At 32.3% G+C, this 22,581-nt stretch carries 17 protein-coding genes and 3 pseudogenes; 3 read left to right on the top strand and 17 right to left on the bottom strand.

The genetic code is table 11. The annotated features are described in order from the left end of the window. The 13 genes and pseudogenes from RH98_RS10465 to RH98_RS10410 all read right to left on the bottom strand — a co-directional run. Positions 1-207, bottom strand: a pseudogene (locus RH98_RS10465) (nucleoid-associated protein); the annotation flags it as partial. Continuing rightward, positions 207-2,888, bottom strand: a complete 2,682-nt coding sequence (locus RH98_RS10460) for a PD-(D/E)XK nuclease domain-containing protein (protein WP_010254297.1) — start codon at positions 2,886-2,888, stop codon at positions 207-209. The gene RH98_RS10460 and the pseudogene RH98_RS10465, both read right to left, overlap by 1 nt. 312 nt (positions 2,889-3,200) lie before the next feature. Beyond that, positions 3,201-4,073, bottom strand: coding sequence for a conjugative transposon protein TraN (traN, locus tag RH98_RS10455; protein WP_026038853.1), 873 nt, complete (start codon positions 4,071-4,073; stop codon positions 3,201-3,203). A 29-nt stretch (positions 4,074-4,102) separates the two neighbouring features. Continuing rightward, positions 4,103-5,389: a conjugative transposon protein TraM gene (gene traM, locus RH98_RS10450; protein WP_010254295.1), complete on the bottom strand. Its 1,287-nt coding sequence runs from the start codon at positions 5,387-5,389 to the stop codon at positions 4,103-4,105. Beyond that, positions 5,364-5,651 carry a hypothetical protein gene (locus RH98_RS16060; RefSeq protein WP_081498625.1) on the bottom strand — a complete coding sequence of 96 codons (288 nt, stop codon included), beginning with the start codon at positions 5,649-5,651 and terminating at the stop codon, positions 5,364-5,366. The genes traM and RH98_RS16060 overlap by 26 nt, the downstream gene beginning before the upstream one ends. Positions 5,652-5,663: 12 nt before the next feature. Continuing rightward, positions 5,664-6,287, bottom strand: coding sequence for a conjugative transposon protein TraK (traK, locus tag RH98_RS10445; RefSeq protein WP_010254294.1), 624 nt, complete (start codon positions 6,285-6,287; stop codon positions 5,664-5,666). 30 nt (positions 6,288-6,317) lie between these two features. Next, complete coding sequence (traJ, locus tag RH98_RS10440; protein WP_010254292.1) at positions 6,318-7,313, bottom strand: conjugative transposon protein TraJ; 996 nt, start codon at positions 7,311-7,313, stop codon at positions 6,318-6,320. Positions 7,314-7,315: 2 nt separating this feature from the next. Beyond that, complete coding sequence (locus RH98_RS10435) at positions 7,316-7,948, bottom strand: DUF4141 domain-containing protein (protein WP_010254289.1); 633 nt, start codon at positions 7,946-7,948, stop codon at positions 7,316-7,318. A 77-nt stretch (positions 7,949-8,025) separates the two neighbouring features. Then, positions 8,026-8,607 (bottom strand): annotated as a pseudogene (locus tag RH98_RS10430) (TraG family conjugative transposon ATPase); the annotation flags it as partial. 109 nt (positions 8,608-8,716) lie between these two features. Then, a complete protein-coding gene (gene ltrA, locus RH98_RS10425; protein ID WP_010254282.1) occupies positions 8,717-10,528 on the bottom strand; it encodes a group II intron reverse transcriptase/maturase in 1,812 nt (603 codons plus the stop codon). A gap of 590 nt (positions 10,529-11,118) precedes the next feature. After that, positions 11,119-13,029: pseudogene (locus RH98_RS10420) on the bottom strand (TraG family conjugative transposon ATPase); the annotation flags it as partial. Then, complete coding sequence (locus tag RH98_RS10415) at positions 13,013-13,357, bottom strand: DUF4133 domain-containing protein (RefSeq protein ID WP_010254276.1); 345 nt, start codon at positions 13,355-13,357, stop codon at positions 13,013-13,015. The gene RH98_RS10415 and the pseudogene RH98_RS10420, both read right to left, overlap by 17 nt. A gap of 10 nt (positions 13,358-13,367) precedes the next feature. After that, complete coding sequence (locus RH98_RS10410; RefSeq protein WP_010254270.1) at positions 13,368-13,676, bottom strand: DUF4134 domain-containing protein; 309 nt, start codon at positions 13,674-13,676, stop codon at positions 13,368-13,370. A 163-nt stretch (positions 13,677-13,839) separates the two neighbouring features. Between RH98_RS10410 and RH98_RS10405 the strand changes: the two genes are divergently transcribed. Both RH98_RS10405 and RH98_RS10400 read left to right on the top strand, forming a co-directional pair. Next, entirely contained in the window at positions 13,840-15,654 is a 1,815-nt protein-coding gene (locus RH98_RS10405; protein WP_010254267.1) for an ATP-dependent nuclease, read from the top strand. After that, positions 15,629-17,563 carry a UvrD-helicase domain-containing protein gene (locus RH98_RS10400; protein WP_010254264.1) on the top strand — a complete coding sequence of 645 codons (1,935 nt, stop codon included), beginning with the start codon at positions 15,629-15,631 and terminating at the stop codon, positions 17,561-17,563. The genes RH98_RS10405 and RH98_RS10400 overlap by 26 nt, the downstream gene beginning before the upstream one ends. A 16-nt stretch (positions 17,564-17,579) precedes the next feature. Here the strand turns inward: RH98_RS10400 and RH98_RS10395 are convergent, their stop codons facing one another. Genes RH98_RS10395 through RH98_RS10380 form a run of 4 tightly spaced genes read right to left on the bottom strand, consistent with a single transcriptional unit; the run spans position 17,580 to position 19,580 of the window. Then, the gene (locus RH98_RS10395) at positions 17,580-18,089 is read right to left on the bottom strand and encodes a hypothetical protein (protein ID WP_010254261.1); all 510 of its coding nucleotides are present in this window, start codon (positions 18,087-18,089) and stop codon (positions 17,580-17,582) included. 3 nt (positions 18,090-18,092) lie between these two features. Beyond that, positions 18,093-18,365: a DUF3408 domain-containing protein gene (locus tag RH98_RS10390; RefSeq protein WP_010254258.1), complete on the bottom strand. Its 273-nt coding sequence runs from the start codon at positions 18,363-18,365 to the stop codon at positions 18,093-18,095. 11 nt (positions 18,366-18,376) lie between these two features. Next, on the bottom strand, positions 18,377-18,808 hold the full coding sequence (locus RH98_RS10385; RefSeq protein WP_010254255.1) for a DUF3408 domain-containing protein: 432 nt from the start codon (positions 18,806-18,808) through the stop codon (positions 18,377-18,379). A 4-nt stretch (positions 18,809-18,812) separates the two neighbouring features. Continuing rightward, a complete protein-coding gene (locus tag RH98_RS10380; protein WP_010254253.1) occupies positions 18,813-19,580 on the bottom strand; it encodes a ParA family protein in 768 nt (255 codons plus the stop codon). Positions 19,581-20,453: 873 nt separating this feature from the next. Between RH98_RS10380 and RH98_RS10375 the strand changes: the two genes are divergently transcribed. Beyond that, positions 20,454-22,565: a hypothetical protein gene (locus RH98_RS10375; RefSeq protein ID WP_010254252.1), complete on the top strand. Its 2,112-nt coding sequence runs from the start codon at positions 20,454-20,456 to the stop codon at positions 22,563-22,565. Positions 22,566-22,581 lie beyond the last annotated feature (16 nt).

Below are 22,581 nucleotides of genomic sequence, written 5' to 3'. Positions count from 1 at the left end.
ATTTAATGACAGTTCTGTAGGATTAGTGAAATTGAATTTTTCATTATTTTGAAAAGAAGATAAAAAATACTTCAATAAATATTTTTTGGTATCTTCCTCAATTATGTTTACTTCTCCCGATGAAATCTTTATTCCTTCATCTCTTAATTTGTTTCCAACAAAGTGGGTAGCTATATTTTGTAATTTAACTGCTGTGAAGTCGATCATTATTCTATAATGTTGAATTGTTTAAGTTTTTCTAATTTTATTCTTTCGATTTCTTTCGAAAGTTCCCTTTTAAAAAGGTCAATGTTTGAAAGTTTTTTCACTTGAGATGACATATATAAATTGGGCTCAGATTTGAAAATTCCATCTTTTTCTGGCTTATTTTTAAGGGCATCTGAAAAGTTATATTTTACACTGTAAGAACCATTTTTTAAGTTGTAATGATCGTATTTATAAGTAATATAAATTTCCTCTAGTAAAAGAACCTTTTTAAACTCATCTTCCGAAATTTCATTAATCCCGGATAAATTTCTACCAGAGAAATAAGTTATGAGATCTTTATCTTTTTTATCTTTAAATGATTCAGGTATATCTTCAGCATCATCAAACTTAAATTTGATTGATTTAATTTCAGGTTCTTTAAATATTGCGGATGTAATATTAGTAAAGCTTAATAAGAAATTGACACGATCAATATTGTTTTCAAAACTCTTAAACATTATTTTAATAGTATCATCTTTTATAAAATCAGCTTGCTTAAATTCTGCTTCTACACTCTTCATTACTCTTTTAGCTATAACTTTATCTTCACGAGATACTGTATTTACCTTATTTACTACCAAAGTGTCATTTTCTTTTGTGCAAATAATTTCAATTCTTCCCCATAAAGTATTAACTGACACCTGACTAGTTGGATCTTTTCTTTCTGTACGCACATCAAGTATGTATTCATTTGGATTAGATGGGTTTGGTTTAAAAATCGGAGTATCTAGCAATTTCGTATTGAGGTTTTCTGTTACATTATCAAAATTTGGACGTATTCGTTTGAATACACTTTCCAAACTCTCATTTTGCTTTATTTGAAATATTTCATTCGTTGTGTTAACTGGCCTGTCTTTTACATCTATGAGAGTTTTGAAATCTTCCAATTCTTTTGGGCTAAATAGGAGAACTGACATTAAGCCTACTAGTTTTCCTCTATCAGCACTTTTTACAAAAATCCCCTTTTTTGCAAGGAATATTTTCATATCATTAGCTGTGATAGCATCGGTTTTTAGAAAAGGCTTGATAATATCCCCGTATGGAAGTATGTTTATAAAGGCCTCATTTAAGTGCTTTGATTTTAGTTGATTTTGAGTTTGTAACTCGTCAAATGTTTCATTTTTTGCCAAAGCATTAGATGTAGATAACACTCCATCTAATGCTTCTGTATCTATTCTGTCATATTTTTTTACTTGAATTTTCTCTTCCAGAATTTCATCATCAAACGAGCGTATAACTTCAGATACTATATTTTTGCTGACACTTTCATTATAATCTGGAAAATATAAAATATATTCATTACCAAGTCCACTTGTCAGTCTAATTGTCAACCAAATGAGTTTCTTTAATGAATCTTCCGAAAAAGTATCAGAGCAGAAAATAAGAATACTAATTTTATTACTACTTTCTTTGATTATAGGAAGTATAGAGCTGTTTATGAATTGAGCAGGTAATTTTGTGCCTCTTTTACCTATCTGACCAGGACTTTGATTAGCTTCAGTTATGGGATACAAAAACTTTACTGTAAGCTCTTCTCGATAATTTTTAGCCGTTACAATTGAACTTATTAAAAATATAGCTTTATTATTATCGACAAGATAATAACACATTTCTTCATTAAGCCAATCCTTTCTATAGTTATCTTTCACATGGTGAACAAAGTCTTGATTTACCTCTGAATTTTCTGTTGTGAGCCAAAAAAGAATGTTATGATTTTCTGTTATGGAATTTCTTTTAACCGGTATTTTCTTCTTTAATTGCAAATCGTCAAAAATCTTTTCAGAACTATACAAGTAATTTTGAATTTCCTTTTTTGATGATGAAGGATAAGTTAGATCATGGATGGATGTTACTAAAATAGCATCATCTGTATCAGATTTCAGCTTACTTTCAAAATCTCCGAAAAAATCCACCTTATATTCATCATCTGCTTCTATTTTATCATTGTAAACATTTAAGGTAACGTCTTCATTAAAATTAAACCATCCTATCAATTCTAAAATTTTCTTCGCAATTCTAAAGTTGAAAGGTTTACTCTCATTAGGAGCAGGGCTTGCTAATACAGCAAATGGATTACTCTCAATTTGTTTTTCAATTGCAGAAATCCAATCTAAAAGCTGATTATTGAAATCTTCTCTGGTAACTTCTTTACCCGTAATTGAATTTGTACCAAAGTGCATAGTGAGAGTTTTCACCAGAATTTCTCTTACTTTAGAAGACATCTTTGGTTTCCCATGTTTTTCATAGTAAGCATCAATTTTTGTCGAAGCAATATCAATGAGATGATCAGTGTCTAAAGATTGTACTTTTGAAATTTTCACATTATCAATCGAATCACTTTTTAGAAGTTTTTCTTCTGGATGTCCAACTACAATCAGTTCATATTCTTCTATGTTTGGAGAATTAGTCGTCAAATCATTACTCCATTTTTTCGCATCATTTAACCGAATGATATTCTGTGAAGATTTTACTTGACACAATTTTACTGTATCATCGGAATATTTCCATCTAATATCTACTTTTTCGGATTCATCTAATGGTTCAAGGGTTACTGATGTCCATAGATTATCACTTTCAAGTGTATCTAACACACAGATTATTGTCTGTATTAAATAGCCCCTAATTCCTGCATTACCTCCCATATAGTTACCTTTTTAAATATTTACTCATTTATAAATTTATAATTTAACTTTTTATTAATAAATAACCATTCCAATATTTACTAAAAAATTAATGTGTTTTTTCAAAATGTTTTACAAACATAATTAACTTTTATATTGTTTAAATACTAAAATCCGTAAATAGTTCAACATATTGAGTTAACAATCCTATAAATTACTTAGAATATAGATTCATGCGAATTTTAATTTTGCACTATTATTAAAATATTATAATTTTTCAGAAAAAAGGCTCCAATCTGAAAACAGAAAGAAGCCTTAACAGAAATTCTTATATTATAGTGATAACTGATTTATATGTTCTGTCTTTAAAAGTTCAACGCCTTTAACTTTCAAAACCTGACTCCTAACCCCATTCATCTCATTAACTTCAATTAAGAGCATTTGTTTATCAGACAGAGTAAACTGATCTAACATAAAAACATTGTCTTGTTTACTATGACCATTGATAATTTTAGAATCTGTATAGCTTCTAATCGGCTTTAAACTTACTTCTTGAACTGTCGTCCGTTTTGCCGTTCTTTTATCTTTGATTTTAAAACTGACATAATCAACTGTGTAAGATAGATTGCTTTTGTTATTGACGGAGATGTGAAAGTAGAGTTTGCCATCTTGAGTGTAGATGCTTTTTAACCTTGCTTCTATTCCATAGTTTTTGCTTTTAATGTTTAGCTCTTTCTTGTTCTTTTTGATGATTGCTTTCATAAAAAGATCAGCCAGACTTGGACTAGTAGTGCCTAAATCTTTAAATAACGCTTCACCTTGCCCTTTACTTACTTGTTTTTCAAACTTGGTTAGGTCATAACTTAGTTGTTTTGGCTCTTTTTTATAAGTAGCATTGAAACTATAGTATTTACCATCGCTAGTAATTACTGTGAAATTTGTAGCTGTGATGTCTTCTTTGATCGTTTTTAGTCGAAGAACATTAGAAGTTGCCTCTACTTTATTGGCGATAATTTCACTACTGCCTAGGTCGACATATTCAATGCTACTTGGAAATAAAATATGAGTGGTTTTGTTTTGCGTAAGTTCAATTTCATAAGGTGCTACCTCAGCAGTTGATAGATTAATAGATTTCTTGTTCTCTTGAGCCGTCACTGTGTTTACTGTTAATAAGCACAGTAGCATATATTTAATGATTGTTTTCATAATGATTTGATTTACTTGGTGATTGATTGTTATTCTTTAGGAACAAGAAACAGTTCTTGTCCTTGTTTTAGGGTTACTCTCTGAGCTTTTACCTTCTTTGAGAAATAGCCTGATGCGCCTTGAATGACTCCTTTGGTTAAATCTCCTGCTATTTGATCTGAGGCGGATCTACTCATCGAAATACTTGTACCAGCAGTTTGTCCCATATTGGCTATAATTTCTTTTGAGGCGCTTATTTCTTGAAGATCTAATAACTCTAAGCCTTTTTGTCCATAGTTATCATAACCTATAAGCTCTGTTTCTATAATAGTCTCTTCTATCTTAATAGAATTTACAATAAGCTCTAACCTACCACTGTTTACCTTTACTTTGGCAATGAGTGTACTTTCACTAGGTAATAAAGCTCCATTTATTACAATGCTCTCTAAGAGTCTTAGTTTGATGTAACCTTCATTTATAATAACCTGATCTTCTTTGATACAGACTCTTATACTGTTTTTGTGGATTTGCGCTTTACGCTCTCCTTCAGCGGTATAGAAGGTTTGATTATTTTCAAGATTGATAGGTAAGAAATCCTGAAGACTCATTGGTTTTACAAGTGAAGAAACAATCTCTTTACTTGTTTTATCTATCACAGTTATAGACTGTTTCTTACTTGAGATTGTCTTAGCGCTTATAGCTTGACTTGAAAGTGGTAATTCAGTTTGGTTTTGTCCACCTGGCAAATACTTAGCTGCCATCTGAAAAGACTTTTCCATAAGCTCCAATTGATTATCCATGGTAAGAGCAGTTGGAGTATCTTTTTCTTCTAATCGCTTTTCTAACTCTTCGATCTGCTTTTTAAGTCGATCTGTTTCTGGATTTTCAGTACTATCGTAAAAGCTGCTGAGCACCTCTTGGCTTTGTTTATAGTTTTGATAAGACCTTTCGTAGGGCGTATAAGTTGACTCCTGATTATAATCTCGATGAGTATAAGTGTTTATTGACTCTTCTTGCGACTCATTCCAATAATCAGCTAAGGAGTGAATCTGATTTTCATTTTCTTCCTTTTTTTGTTCCCATAGCTCCTTTTCATAAGCTTTTACTTTATCTGTTGGCATAGCGCTAGTTGTTGCCTCAGGAACGGAATCATTGTGAGTAATTAGCTCTTTCTCTTCTGGTCTAAACAAAAGATACATAGCCCCTAGAAACACAATACCCATTAAAGCAAAAACAATATGCTTTTTGTGTTTTTCTATAAGGTTTTGAAATACCTTATTTTCTTTGGGTACCTTCTCTATTTGGTGAGTTTTATTTGATGATTGATCTTGATTCATAATGTTTGAGTTTAATAGTTGGGTATGATTCTATCTTTTGTCTATCAAGCAAATACTTTACAGGTTTGATATTACTTTGTCTATTTTGATTGCTTGTTATAGCATTTGAAGTAAAGCTTGTCTTTACAATAAAAAGGCAAACAAGGGTGTAAAGAGTAAAAGCCGTAAGTAATAAAGCGCGCTGTCTCAGCAACGATTGATTATTCCAATAGACCTGTAGCCTACTGGAATAGCTGTGTCTTAGAAGTTGTAGCTTATTCATAATCTTGTTTTTTTAGCGTTTAACAACTTCTAAGTCTTTGTTCTCTAAAACAGTAAACTTTTCGATAATAAACCCCTGAGGGTTATTATCAGAGCGAACTGCTGAAACAAGCTGACTACTTGTGACAAGATTTCTTTTAGTGAGATTACTTGATCGGATAATATACTGAGTCGCATAGGTTAGCGCCTTATAGGGATAGGCATTAAAGTCAATTTTAATGCTATCTACCTCAACTCGTTGCTGAATATTCCCTGAGATAACCCGGCTGTAATACCCCTTTTCAAGTAAGTCCTTGTAGTAGTCAAAGGCTGTTTTATCCGAAAGATTAAACGCTCGTTGCATATTACCCTCAATGGCCGCTTTTTCAGGTGAGAGGGTAAAAAACAGCTCGTGAAAACGTCTTATGTGTTCTCTGGCCTCTACTGGTCTATTTATACTTGCGTCTTGAGACAGGGCAAGCATAAGGGATTTACCCTTGTCCAGTACATAGATTTTCTCTCGTTGCTCTTTTGCAAAATCATAGCTTTTGTAGATGCTGAATCCTACGACTATAAGGCAAACTGCGGCAAATACAATGGCGTAGAGTCTTATCTGCTGAAAGCTATTTTCTATATTTCGAAGTGATTTAAATTCCATGGTTTTATTAGTTTTAATAATTTATTGTATCTATTTCTTCATGAGTTTACCTGCGATATTTCCAGCTGCAGCGCCTGCCCCTGCTGTTGCCATATTCCCTACTTTCATTACCGTTTGATTCATGTTGCGCATAAAGTTTCCAGCACCACCGGCTTGAATAACCCAACCTGTTACTGTTGGAATCGTAAAGTATCCCACAATGCCAATAATCATAAAGATCACATAAACGGTATTAGAGGTATCGGAAATAAAGCTTGGATCTGAAAGCATCTGCATATCTCTTTCGATAATGAGCGTTTGAATCTTAGCAAGCATCGCGCTAAATAAATCGGCTACTGGAAGCCAGAGATACACGCTTATGTACCTTGTGAGCCACTGGGTAATTGTAGATTCAAAACCACTCCATATTGAGATGGCAAAAGCAATAGGGCCTAGTATAGAAAGCACCACTAAAAAGAACGTGCGGATGGTATCGATAACAAGGGCTGAGGCTTGAAAGACCATTTCTAAAAAATCTCTAAAGGCGTCTCTAATTACTTTCTGAGTTTCATAAATTCCCTTTTCTATATACATCCCGCTCATGGTTGCTAAATCCGAAGGGGACCATCCTAGCTCATCGAGCTTTTTGTCAAACTCCTCTTTTGAAACTAAATAAGCCGTCTCTGGATTTCGAAGCATGGCTTCTCTTTCTAAAACATCTTTCTCCTGTTGCAAACTTGTTAGATCAATTACTTGATTCTCCAGTATCTGATGTGTCCCTTTAACCACAGGGCTAAGCACCGTGTTTAAAGTTCCAAGAACAAGGGTTGGGAAAAACATAATGCAGATACCCAAAGCAAATGGTCTGAGCATCGGATATACATCAATAGGCTCTGCGCTTGCTAGGGCTTGCCATACTTTCAGCCCAATGTAAAAAAGAGCCCCAAGCCCTGCTACACTTTTAGCTACTCCCGCCATTTCTGCCGAGAGTGGCATCATATCGTAATAGAGATTTTGCAGTACCTCGTGTAAATTACTTTCTCCCATAGCTACCAGTATTTTTGATTTGAGGTTCCATAGAGATCAAGTACTCGTTGAGTGTTGTTTTTCTTTTTAGCCCTTAGTATACTTATGCCTATATTTTTCCTAGTATAGTAACTAACAAGGTTATGATAGTCCTTCACCTCTTTATACACTCTATCTATTACATCCATGCGTTCTTTATCATTTAAAGACAAACTCGAAGCGCTTACAATTTGTTTAAGTTCTTTTAAAAGCTCTGTACTCTCATTTAAAAGAATGGCGTATCCATTGCCAATAGCGACAAGCTCTTGAGCCGAGAAATTTGGATCATTTAGCATTTTTCCAAAGTTCTTGACATAGAGCTCTGACACGTCTCCAACAAGAAGCACCGTTTGTTGTACTTTCCTTGCGTCTTTGATTAGATTATTGACCGCTTGCAGCTTATCATAATACTCTTTGCCCTGCTTATACACCTTTTCTACTTCTTTGAAGTTCTTAATTACATTATCCACCGTGGCAGAAGTTTGGATAATTTCATTGGCGCTATTTAGTATACCTGAAGCTAAATTGCCAGGATCACTCACCACCCATTGGGCGTGAATTTGTATGGGTAGAACTAGTAGCACAGCTACCATAACTACCTGAATTAGTTTTTTCATTTTGATTGTGTTTTAGTTGATTGTTTTGTTACTCTTTTTTTATCCTTTTAGAAGTTGGATTAGAGCACTATTTTGTCTTACTCTTTCTGTCTTTCTTGTACCAAGCGCTTTATCGCTAGCTCTACATTACCATCGAGTTCTTTAGCCAAGTTCATTACCTGTAGTTTTTCTGTTTCTTCTGTGGTATAGGCTAAATACTCACTGTAGCTAACTTCTGTGGCATACACGCCTGAATGAGTCCCACCAAGGCCAATCCATACTTCTTTGTACAGGCGGTTTGGATTGTTGTTGAGATTAATTGATAAAATCTGAGCTTTTTCTTTATCTGTGAGTCCAAGCATGGCTTGTATATCATCAAACTTGTTCATGTACTTGCGCTGGTCTAGCAGGATCTTACAATCAGAGTTATTGATAATACTCTCCTTTACAATCGGAGATTGAATAATATCATCTACCTCTTGGGTAACCACAATTGCCTCTCCAAAGAACTTTCTTACGGTTTTAAAAAGGTACTTTAGATAGTCTGCCATACCTTCTTTAGCGATTGCCTTCCATGCCTCTTCAATCAGTATTAGTTTACGCTGTCCTTTAAGACGTCGCATCTTATTTATAAACACTTCCATAATGATGATTGTCACTATAGGAAAAAGGATTTTGTGATGTAGGCTAAACACCCAGCGCCTTATCATATTTCTATGGTAGGTTTCCAAATGCTCGCCCCCGAACCGCACGTACACCTTCCAGCGTATACGGCTCTCCATTAAAGTATCAGTCTTTCTTTCCCATATCAGTCAGTTTATGGCATCTAGGACAAAGGGCAATAGTTTTCCTATGCCTTGCAATCATATGTTTCTCCCAAGGTTTTTTATTATCTAAACCTTTGAGTTTTCTTACATGATGCATATGTAAATTTCCATCCTTAGCTCCACACAATTCACACACATTAGCTTTAAGCCTATCAACTAGACTAGTTGTAGTGATGCTAAATGGTGATATGTTGTTATCTAACCATGACTGATGATTTGGGTTCTTGCGTTTAAAACCATCACTATAAAGGACTCTGATTTTATTTTCACCTTTCTTATTCTTAAAGTGTACAGTAAACGCATTGTTTTGCTTGTACTTACGAGCAATCTTTACAACAGTTGTTCGGTATTTACGTGCTAATGTTTTATACATACTATACTCCATAATGTACTTAAAGGCACTCATCATCGAAACATTATTAGCTATTGAATAGTAATTGTAGAAACCTCTGATTTCTGAGTTATATCTATCTAAAATTTCAAGGTCATCATTGTTTATAAACTGAACTCGAGCTCTGGGTTTCCATTGCTCTTTTCCATTGTGTGTTTTAATTTCCAATGCTCCATATTCGAGCAACTTCTTTTTCATCACATCTGTAGTTAGTTTTAAATACACCTTTTTATTAAAGGCTCTTCTTATGTGACCTACTTTATTTCTTTTAGTTAGATTAGATTTACGAACATAGATCTCATATCCGAGAAATTTAGCAGACTTTTCTGAGTGGGTAATCAGAGTCTTTTCTTCTGATAACTCAAGTTTCAATTTAGATTCAAGAAAACTCTTGATGTCTTCTTTGATTCTTTGAGCATCTTGTTTACTCCCAATTATTCCAATTATAAAATCATCTGCGTATCTCACATATTTCATTCTTCTGTAATCGCAATCCATTTCGTCTCCACATGAGATTAAGGACCTTCCCTTGTCAAAAGCTTTAATTTGTTTGATGATTATTTTTCTTTCATCTTTGTCAATTACTTTTTTTAGTTTTATCACAGCAAGCCTTTTTCCGTACTCATATTTAATACGAGCTTTATTTGTTTTGCGCTTCTCCCCTTTATCAAACTTTTGGATGTATTCCATTACATACTTATCCAATTTATCTAAATAGATATTAGCTAGAATTGGACTAATAATTCCTCCTTGTGGTGTTCCACTTCGAGTTTTATGGAACTTCCAATCTTCAATGTATCCCGCATTTAAAAACTTTCTTATGAGGCGAATAAATCGTTCATCAGAGATGCGCTCTCTTAAAATATCAATCATAACTTGATGATTGATATTGTCAAAGAATCCTTTTATATCTCCTTCTACAAACCATTTCGCTCCGTTGAATGTCTTTTGAATTTGCGCCAGAGCAGTATGACAACTTCGATTAGGTCTAAATCCATAGGAACAATTTTGAAATTGCCCTTCGTAAATAGCCTCTATAATCATCCTTATCACTTCCTGCACCAGTTTGTCATTAAAAGCTGGTATTCCTAGTGGACGTACTTTCCCATTTTTCTTTGGGATATAAATCCTTTTTGAAGGTTGGGGCTGATAACTCTCATCTTTCAATGATTGTATCAGTTTTTCAATTCGAACTAAGTTCATTCCATCAACAGTTTTTTCGTCAGAACCAGGTGTCATATTTCCCGGTTTTGCATAAATACGCTGATAGGCAACGTAGTACATTTGTTTGTTGAACAAAACACGATAAAGCCTTTCATACTTATAGGCTGATAGCTTGCTGTGTTTGGCAAGACTGTTTAATACTCCTTCTGAATTTCTCATAATGTCTCTCACATTTTTCGTTAATTGTATTAAAACTACTTTAACTGCTTCCCTTTGCCATGTACAGGTCGTTATCCTGCTCAGACTACTACGGAAGCTCCGTTACCACTCCAGATATTCAAGGGCAAACCCTATAGCCTTATAATCGGCGTTCTGTTATAGGTAATCCCCGTTTGTATACATAAGAACAATTAGACTATATAGTCTATGGCACGACAGAGTGTCGGATACGACTTTCATCCTTTACTACATATTGTAGTTGCGCTGTGATTAGTTCTTGCACCTTCTCCTCAAAGACTGGAAAAAGTGAATCACAGTACGACGAGTATAGTTATCTTAACGTCGCAGGTACACATAAAACCGCTTGGATTATCGTTCAATCAATACAGACTTTATCCTCATAACTGTCTTTTCATCTGTCCATTCAGTCGCAACTTGATAACTAGTTGACTTATGGTCTTCTCGGCATGCTACACTCCCTGTCTGGTTAATTTCCCTTTCAGATAAGCCGAGTGATGATAGGTTTCTCAAAGAACACTTACCTAGTCCTTGCCAAAGGACATTTCTTATGCAACCTTGACGGGCGCACCCTTGATCGCGTCAATTTCAAAGACAATAAAACGTTTGTTTAAAAGATCAAGTTCGCTTTCTGAGTTTAATAGATAATCATATTCACCGCCTTTGTAATAAGGTTCTAGTACATTTAAAAAGTTATAAAGATCAAAGTCTTTTTCTCTAACCTGTTTTTGTTCTAACTCAGCTTTGTAATCGGTTTTGATATACTCATAAAAAGTATTGAAGCTTGGTTTTATATTACTGTTTTGAAGTTTTTGGATATAACCGCTAACCGCGTTTGAAAGCGCTACTTCCTCAGCTCGTGAGGGCGGCTGGTCATCGCGCTTCCAAAGAGTCAAAATGAGCGTTTTAATACTCTCTCTTTTTTCAATATCAAATACCCCATCATCAGTATAAAATGGATTAAACGCAATTGGATTTTCCTCGGTGTATGTGAAGTATACTCCATCCTCCCCTTTTGTTTTGCCTTTAATAAGCTCACATAAACCTTGATAGGAATTTCCAGTATCTACAAGCAGCACATGCGCATTTTGCTCATAGTACTGCCTTACCATATGATTGGTAAAAAAGCTCTTACCACTTCCCGATGGTCCCAAAATAAACTTGTTGCGGTTGGTGATTATACCCTTTTTCATCGGCAAGTCCGAAATATCTAAATGAATTGGTTTACCAGTTAATCTATCTGCCATTTTAATTCCAAAGGGAGATAGTGAGTTTTGATAATTGGTCTCCCCTGTAAATAAGCATAAGGCAGGCTCTATGAAGGTATAAAAGCTCTCTTCACTTGGAAAATCACCGCTATTCCCTGGCATACCTGCCCAATAAAGTGTCGCAGCATCAACGGTATTGTGTCTAGGCACGCATTCCATTGAAGCTATTGCGCTCCCACAATCATTTTTAAGCTGTTTAAGCTCACTTGGATTATCTGACCAAGCTATTACATTAAAGTGAGCTTTAACAGAGGTAAGGCCTTTGCTATGCGCTTCATTTAGATATTCTTCAATCCACTGCTTGTTGATTTGATTCGCTCTGCTGTATCTAGCAAGTGAGTGCATATTCTTAGCTGATTTTTCAAATTGCTTTAGGTTAGAGTCGTTATCTTCTAAAAACAAGTACTGATTATAAATGTGATTACAATTTAAAAGGAGTCCAACAGGCGCAGCAAACGACAAAGCCATACTGCTTTTATCAGTTGAAAGCTTTTCATAGCGAGACAGATAAGATACCTCAGTAGGCAGGTCATCAGTACTTGATAAAGTGTGTAAAGAAATACGATTATCTCCTACTCTAACCTGATCGCTACTTATAGCAATATCCTGAAGGCTTCCTCTTTGAGTTGTGCTTAGCGTTAAGTACTGCTCTAAGAGTCCGCTTTTCTCTTCTGAGCCTATGATATCTTCTTCAGATAGTTTAATTAAGCTTATTAGGCCGCAATCATTAACAATCTTTTCAAGTTGAGTCGTCGCTTCTAAAAAGCTTTGAACGGTGTCTTTATCTCTGATCTCTTTAGGAATCAGCTCTCCTCTTGTAAGGGATGAAAAATTACTTTGGCTTTTGATACGCCCCTTGGTAGTCTTTGTTATAAACAAATAACAGCTGTGATTCAGATAGGGACGCTCGTTAAAATGCCTTTCAAAACTTCTGCTTAAATAGCTTTGTTCTACATCTTGAAAATTCGCCTCGTAGCTTTCTTTTAAAAACCAATCCTGTTTGTGAATCACAGTAAACTCAGGAAGGGTTTTAATAGCCTTATGCCACATACTGTGAATCATTTCATATTCTTTATCAGAGATGGTGAATATCTCAGGTAAGATTACCTTATAACAAACTGTGATATCTCCTTGCTTAGAAACAATACAGTTGTTTTCAACCGATAGAATCGGAAACATCCGCTCAAGGGTGTTTGTTTTAGCTGTATTTCTCATAGGTCTTTAATTTTAAGTTTCTGTTGAAATACCCTTTGACATCTTTTCTTGAGATGATGTACCTTGGAAAGTATTTTTTAGCCTGAAGCTTCATAATGCCATACTGACCGTATTTCTTATTTAATGAAAATACTTTGTAGATCAGATAACCTGATAATCCAAGACCAAAGCTCAAACAAATAAAATTGTTTACCCATGCCATATACAAAACCATTACAAGAATAAGATTACCCAAAAGTCCGCCTGCAAAATAAAACAGGTACTGCGCCTTGAGTCCTTTAAACTCAACACTGGCTCCAATTCCTTTATTGATACTAAACTTTTTCATAAGCGTAGTTTTAAAGGAAAAACGAGCGCAATATGGTAGCCGCTACAATTAAGAAAATACAAGCTCCAAACCAGCTTGCAGCTGTCTTGCTTGTATCGGGATCACCACTTGAGAATTTGTTATACACTTTTACTCCTCCAATAAGACCGACTACTGCCCCAATTGCGTAGATAAGTTTAGTGGCTGGATCAAAATAAGAAGTAACCATTTGGGTTGCTTCAGTGATACCGGCAGCTCCGTTTCCTTGAGCTAAGAGTGGTAAACTACTAAGGACTAGAAGTAGTAAAAAAAGCCTTTGTTTGATTGTTTTTGTTTTCATATGAATGACATTTAGAATGTTATAATCATGCCCTATGCACGATACTTGGGTAAATGTCTTTGGAAAACTGTTTGAGGGAGGAATTGTGGAAGTTAGTGGATGTGGATTACCTCATCTGTTATATTACTATTTATCATAACTTAGTAAAAAACTAATTTCAAACATGTATTTATCAAATATCAAACTGTGGAATTTTAGAAAATTTGGTACTGATGGAGAATTAGACCTTACTAATCCTAATCTCAATCTAAATTTCACTAAAGGCTTAAATGTTATTGTAGGAGAAAATGATTCAGGAAAAACTGCAATTATCGATGCAATCAAGCTTGTCCTAAAAACTCATAGTTATGAATATCTCCGAGTAGAAGACAAAGATTTTTTTCAAGATTCTAATAGATTCCGCATTCAATTAATTTTTAAAGGTCTAACTACTCAGGAAGCTAAGAATTTTACCGAATGGCTGGCATGGGAAGATTTAGAGGATAATATTGAACCTTACTTGCAACTAAACTATGATGTAAAAAAAAGTAATAATAGAATCTTACCTGCTGATATAAAAGCGGGAGTTGATGAAGAAGGATATTTATTAACTTCAGAGGCAAAAGAATATTTAAAAATCACCTATCTCAAACCTCTTAGAGATGCAGAGAATGAATTAATTGCTAAAAAAAATTCTAGACTATCTCAAATTCTTTTAGGGGATCCAGCTTTTAAAGGAAAAGAAAATGATCATGAACTTGTAACTATTTTTAATAGATTAAGTACTGATTTAGATAATTATTTTAAAGGAGAATTTGTAACACATCGGGATGACGAACAAGGTGCTCGACAGGAACATAAACCTCAAGAAGGAAAAGCAATAAAAAATAAAATAGATGGGTATATTCAAGATTTTTACAATGATACACATCAAACATTATTCAGCTCAACAACAAATAATATCAAAAACATTCTAGAAAAACTTTCTCTTTATTTGGAAAACCAAATAAACCCTGGACTTGGAACGTTAAATAGATTGTTTATGGCTGCTGAATTACTTCATTTAAATAAAAGTAATTGGACTGGTTTACGACTCGGATTAATAGAAGAATTGGAAGCTCATTTACATCCACAAGCACAAATGCAAATGATTGAAGCATTTCAAAAACAAAAAGACATTCAACTTATTCTTAGTACACATAGTCCAAATTTAGCTTCTAAATTATCTCTTGAGAATCTAATTGTTTGTAATAATGGAAATGCTTTCCCTATGGGAAAAGGTCTCACAAAACTTAATCCAGTTAATTATAAATTCTTAGAAAAGTTTTTAGATACAACTAAAGCTAATTTATTCTTTGCCAAAGGAGTAATATTTGTTGAAGGATGGGCAGAAGAAATTTTATTACCTAGTCTTGCTAAGTTAATAGGATACGATTTGACTAAACATGGAGTATCTGTAGTTAATGTTGGTAATATTGGTTTTGAACATTATTCCAAAATTTTTATACGCAACAATTCCCCATACATGACTGTGCCAATTTCAGTAATAACTGATTCTGATATTAGAGAATATATCAAAAATGGAGAAGATCTACAACTACGTGATCAAAATACAGTATCTAGAGAAACTACTGCTAAAATAGCAGAAATAAGTCGTAAAAATGAGCAATCAGTAGAATACTTTGTTGCCCCTACATGGACTTTAGAATATGCTCTATTTAAATCGACTTCGTTAAGTGTCTTATTTCAAAGTATTGTTAAAGCTATTCATACAGGAACAGATTGGGATAGAGATTTTCAAAAAGAATTAGCTCAAAAACTAATTAATCGAGGGCTGAGCAAAACAGAAATTGCCTATCAAATGGCTGATGCAATCGATCAGGATTTGCTATTAGAAGAAGATCAACGAATTATCCGCATAGATTTAAACAATGTCAATGATACTATTAATTATTTAATTCAAGCCATTAAATATGCAACAGGTAATAGAAATAACTGATCAAGATATTCAATATGCAGAAAGCATACTTCTTCCTGAAGGTAAAACTTTTGATCCAGAAAGAAGAGCATTTATTTGCAATTTAAATACCTTGGATTTACAAGCGGTTCCTGGAAGTGGCAAGACAACTGTTCTTTTAGCCAAGCTTCTTATATTAGAGGCTAAGCTCCCTTTTTCAGATGGTTCTGGTATATTAGTTTTATCCCACACTAATGCAGCTGTAGATGAAATTAAAGAGCGCATACAAAAATATTGTCCTAGACTTTTCTCATACCCAAATTTCATTGGTACTATACAAGGATTTGTGGATGAATTCTTAGCAATTCCATATTATTTACAAAAGTATAAACAAAAACCTGTAAGAATAGATGATGAAATATATGATGAACATGCTAAAGCCTATTATCATTACTTAAATGATAATAACCCAACTAAACAATGGTTACAAAGGCGTAATGATCCTGAATCATACTTTCTTAAATTAAGATTTGACAATGAATTAAATCTAACAGAAAACATTAATGGAAACATATGTCTTAATAGTAGAAACAATTCTAGAACATATCAACAGTTAAGCAAATTTAAAGAAATACTATTAGATAAAGGTATTATTCATTTTGATGATGCTTATTTTCTAGCAGAGCAATACTTGACTAAATATCCTCACATAAAGCAGATTTTATCTAATAGATTTCATATTGTATTTGTTGATGAAATGCAAGATATGGATACACATCAATACCAAATATTAGAAGAAATATTTTTCAATAATAGTACTTCTATCTATCAGCGTATTGGTGATAAAAATCAAGCTATTTATAACTCAGTAAAGACTATGGATATTTGGCAAAATAGAGCTTTAGTATTACCTCTTAATGGCAGTCAAAGATTAAGCTCTCCTATTGCAAATTTTGTCAAAAAGTTTGCAATTGATACTAATGGAGGTAATTTTGATATTATTGGGTTGAATGACTGTGAAATAAAGCCACATATATTAGTATTTAATAATGATACTATTTCTAATATATTACCTACCTTCACTAGTATTATCCGCGAAAATGATTTACAGAATAAAGGAAAACTAAAAGCAATATGTTGGAATACTGATTGGAAAGAAAATCAAATAAGTCGTAATGATCCTAATAAACTGCGATTAGAAGATTATTATCCTTCTTTTAAAAAAGAAAAAACAAAACCTAGACAAGATTACAATTGCTTAAAAAGTTATTTGATTTACTTTAATCGAGATAAAAAAACACTTGCTCCAATAAGAAAAAATATTTTACATGCGCTATTAAGAATACTCAGATTAGAGCGAATTAAAGATATAAATAATACATCTTATAGTATTCAACGCTTAATGAATTACCTCAGGTATTTTAAAACAGATGATTACGAAATTTTAAATCACAATTTATATAATTGGTCATTACAAATAGTCAAAGAAGAAATCGAAGATGTGTATGAAAATGTTAAAAATTATATCCCAAGTTTTTTAATACTATTCAATGCTGATAATGTTATAAATAGGAGTCGGCAATTTTTAGATGATGAGCCAGAAATTATTCCTGATATAAATCAAAATAATTCTATATCTAATAGTTATGTTGAAGGAGATGTAAAGATTGATATAGCTAGTGTACATTCTGTTAAAGGACAAACTCATGTAGCTACATTATATTTAGAATCTTTCTATCAAGGTAGCTATGAATCAGAAAAACTATCTCAACAATTTTTAGGGAATGCTTTTAATGATAGAAGGGTTCATCATAAAAGTTCAACAAAAATGGCTTATGTTGGTCTATCTCGTCCAACAGATCTTTTATGTATTGCTATTCATCAAACTAGATTTGATCAATTAGAAGAAAATCTTGATTCTCAATTGTGGGAAATAATACATGTGGAATAGTTTTTAATATTGGGGATTAAATATAATCCCCAATATTAAATTCTGTACTATCCATTATTTTTCCTTCCAAGGATTTCACACTTAGTGATTGATCTAATAATTTTGCTATTGTCTTAGCAGAATCAGGCATCGCCTGTTGAAGTAAATCAAGTAAATCAGATCCTTCAATTTTTTTAGCTGTATTTACTGTAGCATCATTGATTAACTCCTCTTCAATAGAGTTCACAAACCTATTAAGCTCATCCATACTGACTCGCTCAGTAAACTCATGATCCATTGGTTGTAAACTTTCACCTAGTTCTTTTTCTTCCTCTTCTAGATCAAGTTCATTTTCTGTTTGGTTAATTGAAGATAGTGATTGCTTTACTACGATTGGTTTACTTTCTCCTATAAGGCTAAAGGACACATCTTGCTTAAAAGGTAGCTCTTCCGTTTTTGTCGAATTCTCTTGTTTAATGGTTTTATTTTTATCTACTAACAAAAGAGCAATTATAATAACAAGACTGATTATTATAACTATTTCCATGGGTTAGAGAATTGGTTTGAAATGCTCTTGAAAATAAGCCTTGATATCATCAGCGTGATCTTTTAAATGCTGTTCTAATATATTGTCAATATATGCATAGAGCGTTGTTTTATTTTCTTTAGACAATTGAACAAGGCGAATGAGTACCTCATGATGCTCAGGGCGGATATACACCACTTTTCCTTTACTATTTGCAGGTAGCCGATTAGTTAAAAATTGATCCTCATATTTCTTAGTATCGATTTTTTCTTCTGTTTTCTTAAATAGATTTTTCATTGTATTTGATATTAAATTGGTTTATATTTTTTATTGTAACTCTTGGTGATCTGCTGGGCAAACTCATCAAAGTGATGATCTAATAGATTGTCTAAATAAGCATAGATTGTTATTTTATCTTCTCCTATCACTTGAATAATACGAGTTAACTTCTCGTGAAACTCTGGTCTTATATAGACTGTTTTTCCATCTCTTGCATTGGTATCTGATTTTTTAAAAAAGATAGTTTGATACTCTGTTTCGACAGATTGATTTACTTGTTTTTTCTGTTTTGAAACAGTGCTCTTCTTTAATGGAGTATCTTCTGTCTTTCTCTCTTCTTCTATTTTTTCAATATCTAACTGAGGTGGTTCTTTGATCCCTTCTTTTCTAACTCCATCTACCATTAAACTCATCATTAGTTCTTCGTCAATATGCGGTTGTTTTTTGTTTTCTTTTTCCATGGTATTATAATTGGATGATTGTTAAAAATTCATCTATAAAAAGGTCTAATCCACTTGCTTTACTTAGACGTTTATCTGGTGGTAGTAACGTAGAGCGGAAAACAAGTTTACTTGCAACTTCGCTTTCTTTACGAAATCGCGTACTACTTTTAATCTGACTTTGCATCAAACTAAAATCCAATTCTTTAATAGCTTGGTTATAGATATTGTACAAAGGAGTACTTTCCCTACCATCTACTTGGTTCCAAAATAGATTAATACTTTGTATTGCTGTCTGTGATTTTTTCATCACAACATCTCGTAAAAGTTGTGTAAAAACAAGTGTACTTTCCATCACTACTCTATCAGCTGTAATAGGTGTAAAAATATAATGCATGCCTGATAATGCGTTTAGGATTCCAGCGGTATTAACCGTACCTGGTAAATCAAAAAACACTACATCAACTGTTATAACAGATTCGCTTATAAACTGTTTAGCTGCATTTAATACATTATCCGCTTTTTCTTGTAAAATTGGATATGCTTTTTTATTAATCGTTGTAAACTGCTTATAAGCAAGTTTTTTAAGTACATCGTTTTCCATCACGATGGATAAATCTCGTTCTTTCATTTTCACAAGACTGTGTTGTGGAAAATCTGCATCAAAAACAACTACATTGTAATTCATTTGATAGTGTAAAACACTTGCCACTAACGTGGTAAATGTGCTTTTACCTACTCCTCCCTTTTGAGAGGAGAATGCCACAAAAATTGGTTCCTTTTTTGTTTTCATAATGGTCTGTATTTAGCTATTTGTATAAGTAAATAGATACGTTAGTTTATCTGTAAGTTTGTGGTCATCTATCGCTGTAGTTCTTTACCTGGCTAAGTAGTAAACTATATGCGTAATTAAATACTTAGTTAAGTATTTAATTACCTGTTTAGCTATATACTTTTCTATGTAATACTTTACATAAATAGTTGAACAGCTACACTTGTACTTAGCATAATAGATACTTAAATAACTACCTGTTGCAATAATTATATACTAATCTGCATAATGACCTCATTACTTACTTCTTTAGATACATCAGTAACCAGTGACTGATCTATCTACCTATGCAAATATGATTATACATACAAAGAAACTTTATAAACTTTATGGATCTGATTTATGGCATTTTGTGGTAACACTTGGCATTTTAGTGTCAAATAGTGAGTGATTTCTTAATATGAAATCACTTTAGATTTTACTTTGTAAAATAAGAGGATTTGCTAATCGAAAGATTAGAGCAAGTTATGTTTTGAGGCACTCGAAATTGAGATTCGAGCTATCAAAACAACTTGCTCTTGCAGAGGGCTGGAAAACTACTCCGAAGTCGCTATTTTTTTGTTTAAATAGTAGATAGACTCAAAATATTGAGGGGTTTACGGATTTCCGTAATAGAAATTAATAAAATTATTTTATGTTTGAAAAAATTAATGTTGTTTAGTTATTTTTCTTTTGTATTCAAGCTATTTTAGTAGAAATTTGATTTAAAAAACTAAAAACATTAACAACTTGTTATACGAAATATGGATATAGGTATAGTTTTTCGAAACTATATTTTCTTTTTCTCGTGAAAAATAATGTTATCGGCAATAAAACCAAACTATAATCTATTAAATGGAAAATATAAAAGAATTTTTACAATTTACAGAATCTCTTAAACTTAATCAAAAAGCAGAACTTTTTGATAATGATGGAAAATCTTTAATAAATAATATATATACAGACCTATTTCCTGAAAATGCTATAAATGATAAAGTAAATTTAGCTAACACCACTATAATTATAGGAAGAAAAGGTACTGGTAAATCCACAATTTTTCAAAAATCTATAAATGATCAAATTTCGAATAAAAATGTATTTCCACTTTATTTAGATGTGAAAACAATTTATGATAGAGCAACTCCTACACTAAAGTATGATAATGATATATATATATCAAAAGATGAAGTTACAAAGTTTCTACTTTATAAGAATTTTTTAAAAGAAATAATTTTTGAAGTAAAAAAAAGAATTGAAAAGCATCTATCTTTTAATTTATTTGAAAAAGCTTTTGGTTTGGATACAGAAAAAGTTCTTTCAATTCAATTAGAATTGAATAAGATAGAAGAAGAACTTGAATCATCATTCGAAAAAATTGATATTAATCTATTTTCAACTATTGGTAAAGAACTTGAGATTTCAAAAAACAACAATCAAGACTTTGATTTAAACTTTTCTAACAATCCAAGTGCTAAGCTAAAATTTCAAAATGGAAATGGTCAAAAATTAAAAGAAGAATTCAACAATATTTTTATTAATTTTTTCAACGTTAAAAGCTTATTAATTGATAATTTAACAGCAATAAAAGATATTCTAGGGATAAGAAATCTATTTATATATTTAGATGATTTTTCTGAGGTAGATTATGATGCACAGGTTATTTTCGTGAATCACTTTATTGCTCCTTTAAATAACTTATCTGAAAATTTTATAAAATTTAAGATAGCAACCTATAGGGGTCGACTTTATTTAGGCAAAATAGATAGATCAAAAATAGATTTTGTACACCTTGATTTTTTTGAAGCTTTTAACATTTATAAATCCATTACTAGAATGGAAGAATTAGCTTTAGACTACAATAAAAGACTAATAGAAAATAGATGTAAACAATTTTTTATAAAGAGTTATTTTTACGATTATTTTGATATTAAGAAAGATGAACTGCATGAAATTTTATTTGAAATTTCAATGAATATTCCTAGAAAATTAGGCTATATCCTTTCTTATTGCTATGATTCAAATTTAATTTATAATAATAAAATAACTAAAGCTAGTTTAGGTAACGCTGCTCAAAGGTATTATGAAGAAGTTACTGAAAGCTATTTTGAATCTAACCCATTTATAACAAGACCTTTTTCTGATAAGGTTAATATTGCGAATCAATTAGCACTTTTAAACAAAATCATTGATAAACAAAAATTTAATAAACAAAACATAGCTAAATCTAGAGCCAATATTTTTAAAGTACCTAATCAACCAACTAGTCATTTTGTTGTTAATGAAGATTTTTCATCTCTTTTAAATAATTTAGAACTTAACGGTTTTCTAAGCACCTATAATAAATTAAAGGACAAAAGTAATATTTCTTCTACTTTATTCGCATTAGACTATGGCCTTTGTAGAAAAAACAACTTAAATTATGGTCGTCCAAAAGATGCTGAGCATAGAAAGTATTATAGTGATTCTCGTTTTAGTTTAAATCACATAATTAGAGAACATTATAATTCTACTCAAGTCTTAAAATGCGAGAATGGCCATGAATTTAGTTTTGAATTATTAAAACAATTCGAAATGTATGAAATGAATTGTCCAAGTTGTTTAAAAAATGGAGAAATTAAAAAATGTGCAATTACAGTATCAAATAAAGAACTTGTTGAAAAAATTCAAGAAATTGAAAGAACATCTTTATTGCAAGTTGATTTCGATGAATTTAAAATTCTTTATGCTCTGCGTCAATTTTCACCAATTTCATTACCTATAAAAAAATTAGGAGAACTCAATGATATGTCTTTTCAATTTGTTACTAAAAGAATTCCCAAATTGATAGAATTAGGTTTTATAGAAATTGACCAACAAAAGTCTTTAGCTGTTTCTAAAGAACATTATTCCATTACTGCTAAAGCGATGGAAAAAGTCATAGATTTTGTTTTAAATAAAAGAAATGACAGTAATGATGAAAGTGCATAATTCTTACTGCCGATAA

This window comes from Myroides injenensis M09-0166 (genome assembly GCF_000246945.1).
GTDB lineage: Bacteria > Bacteroidota > Bacteroidia > Flavobacteriales > Flavobacteriaceae > Flavobacterium > Flavobacterium injenense.
The sequence above is the reverse complement of the archived record's forward strand: the minus strand, read 5'-3'. Positions and strand labels throughout refer to the sequence as shown.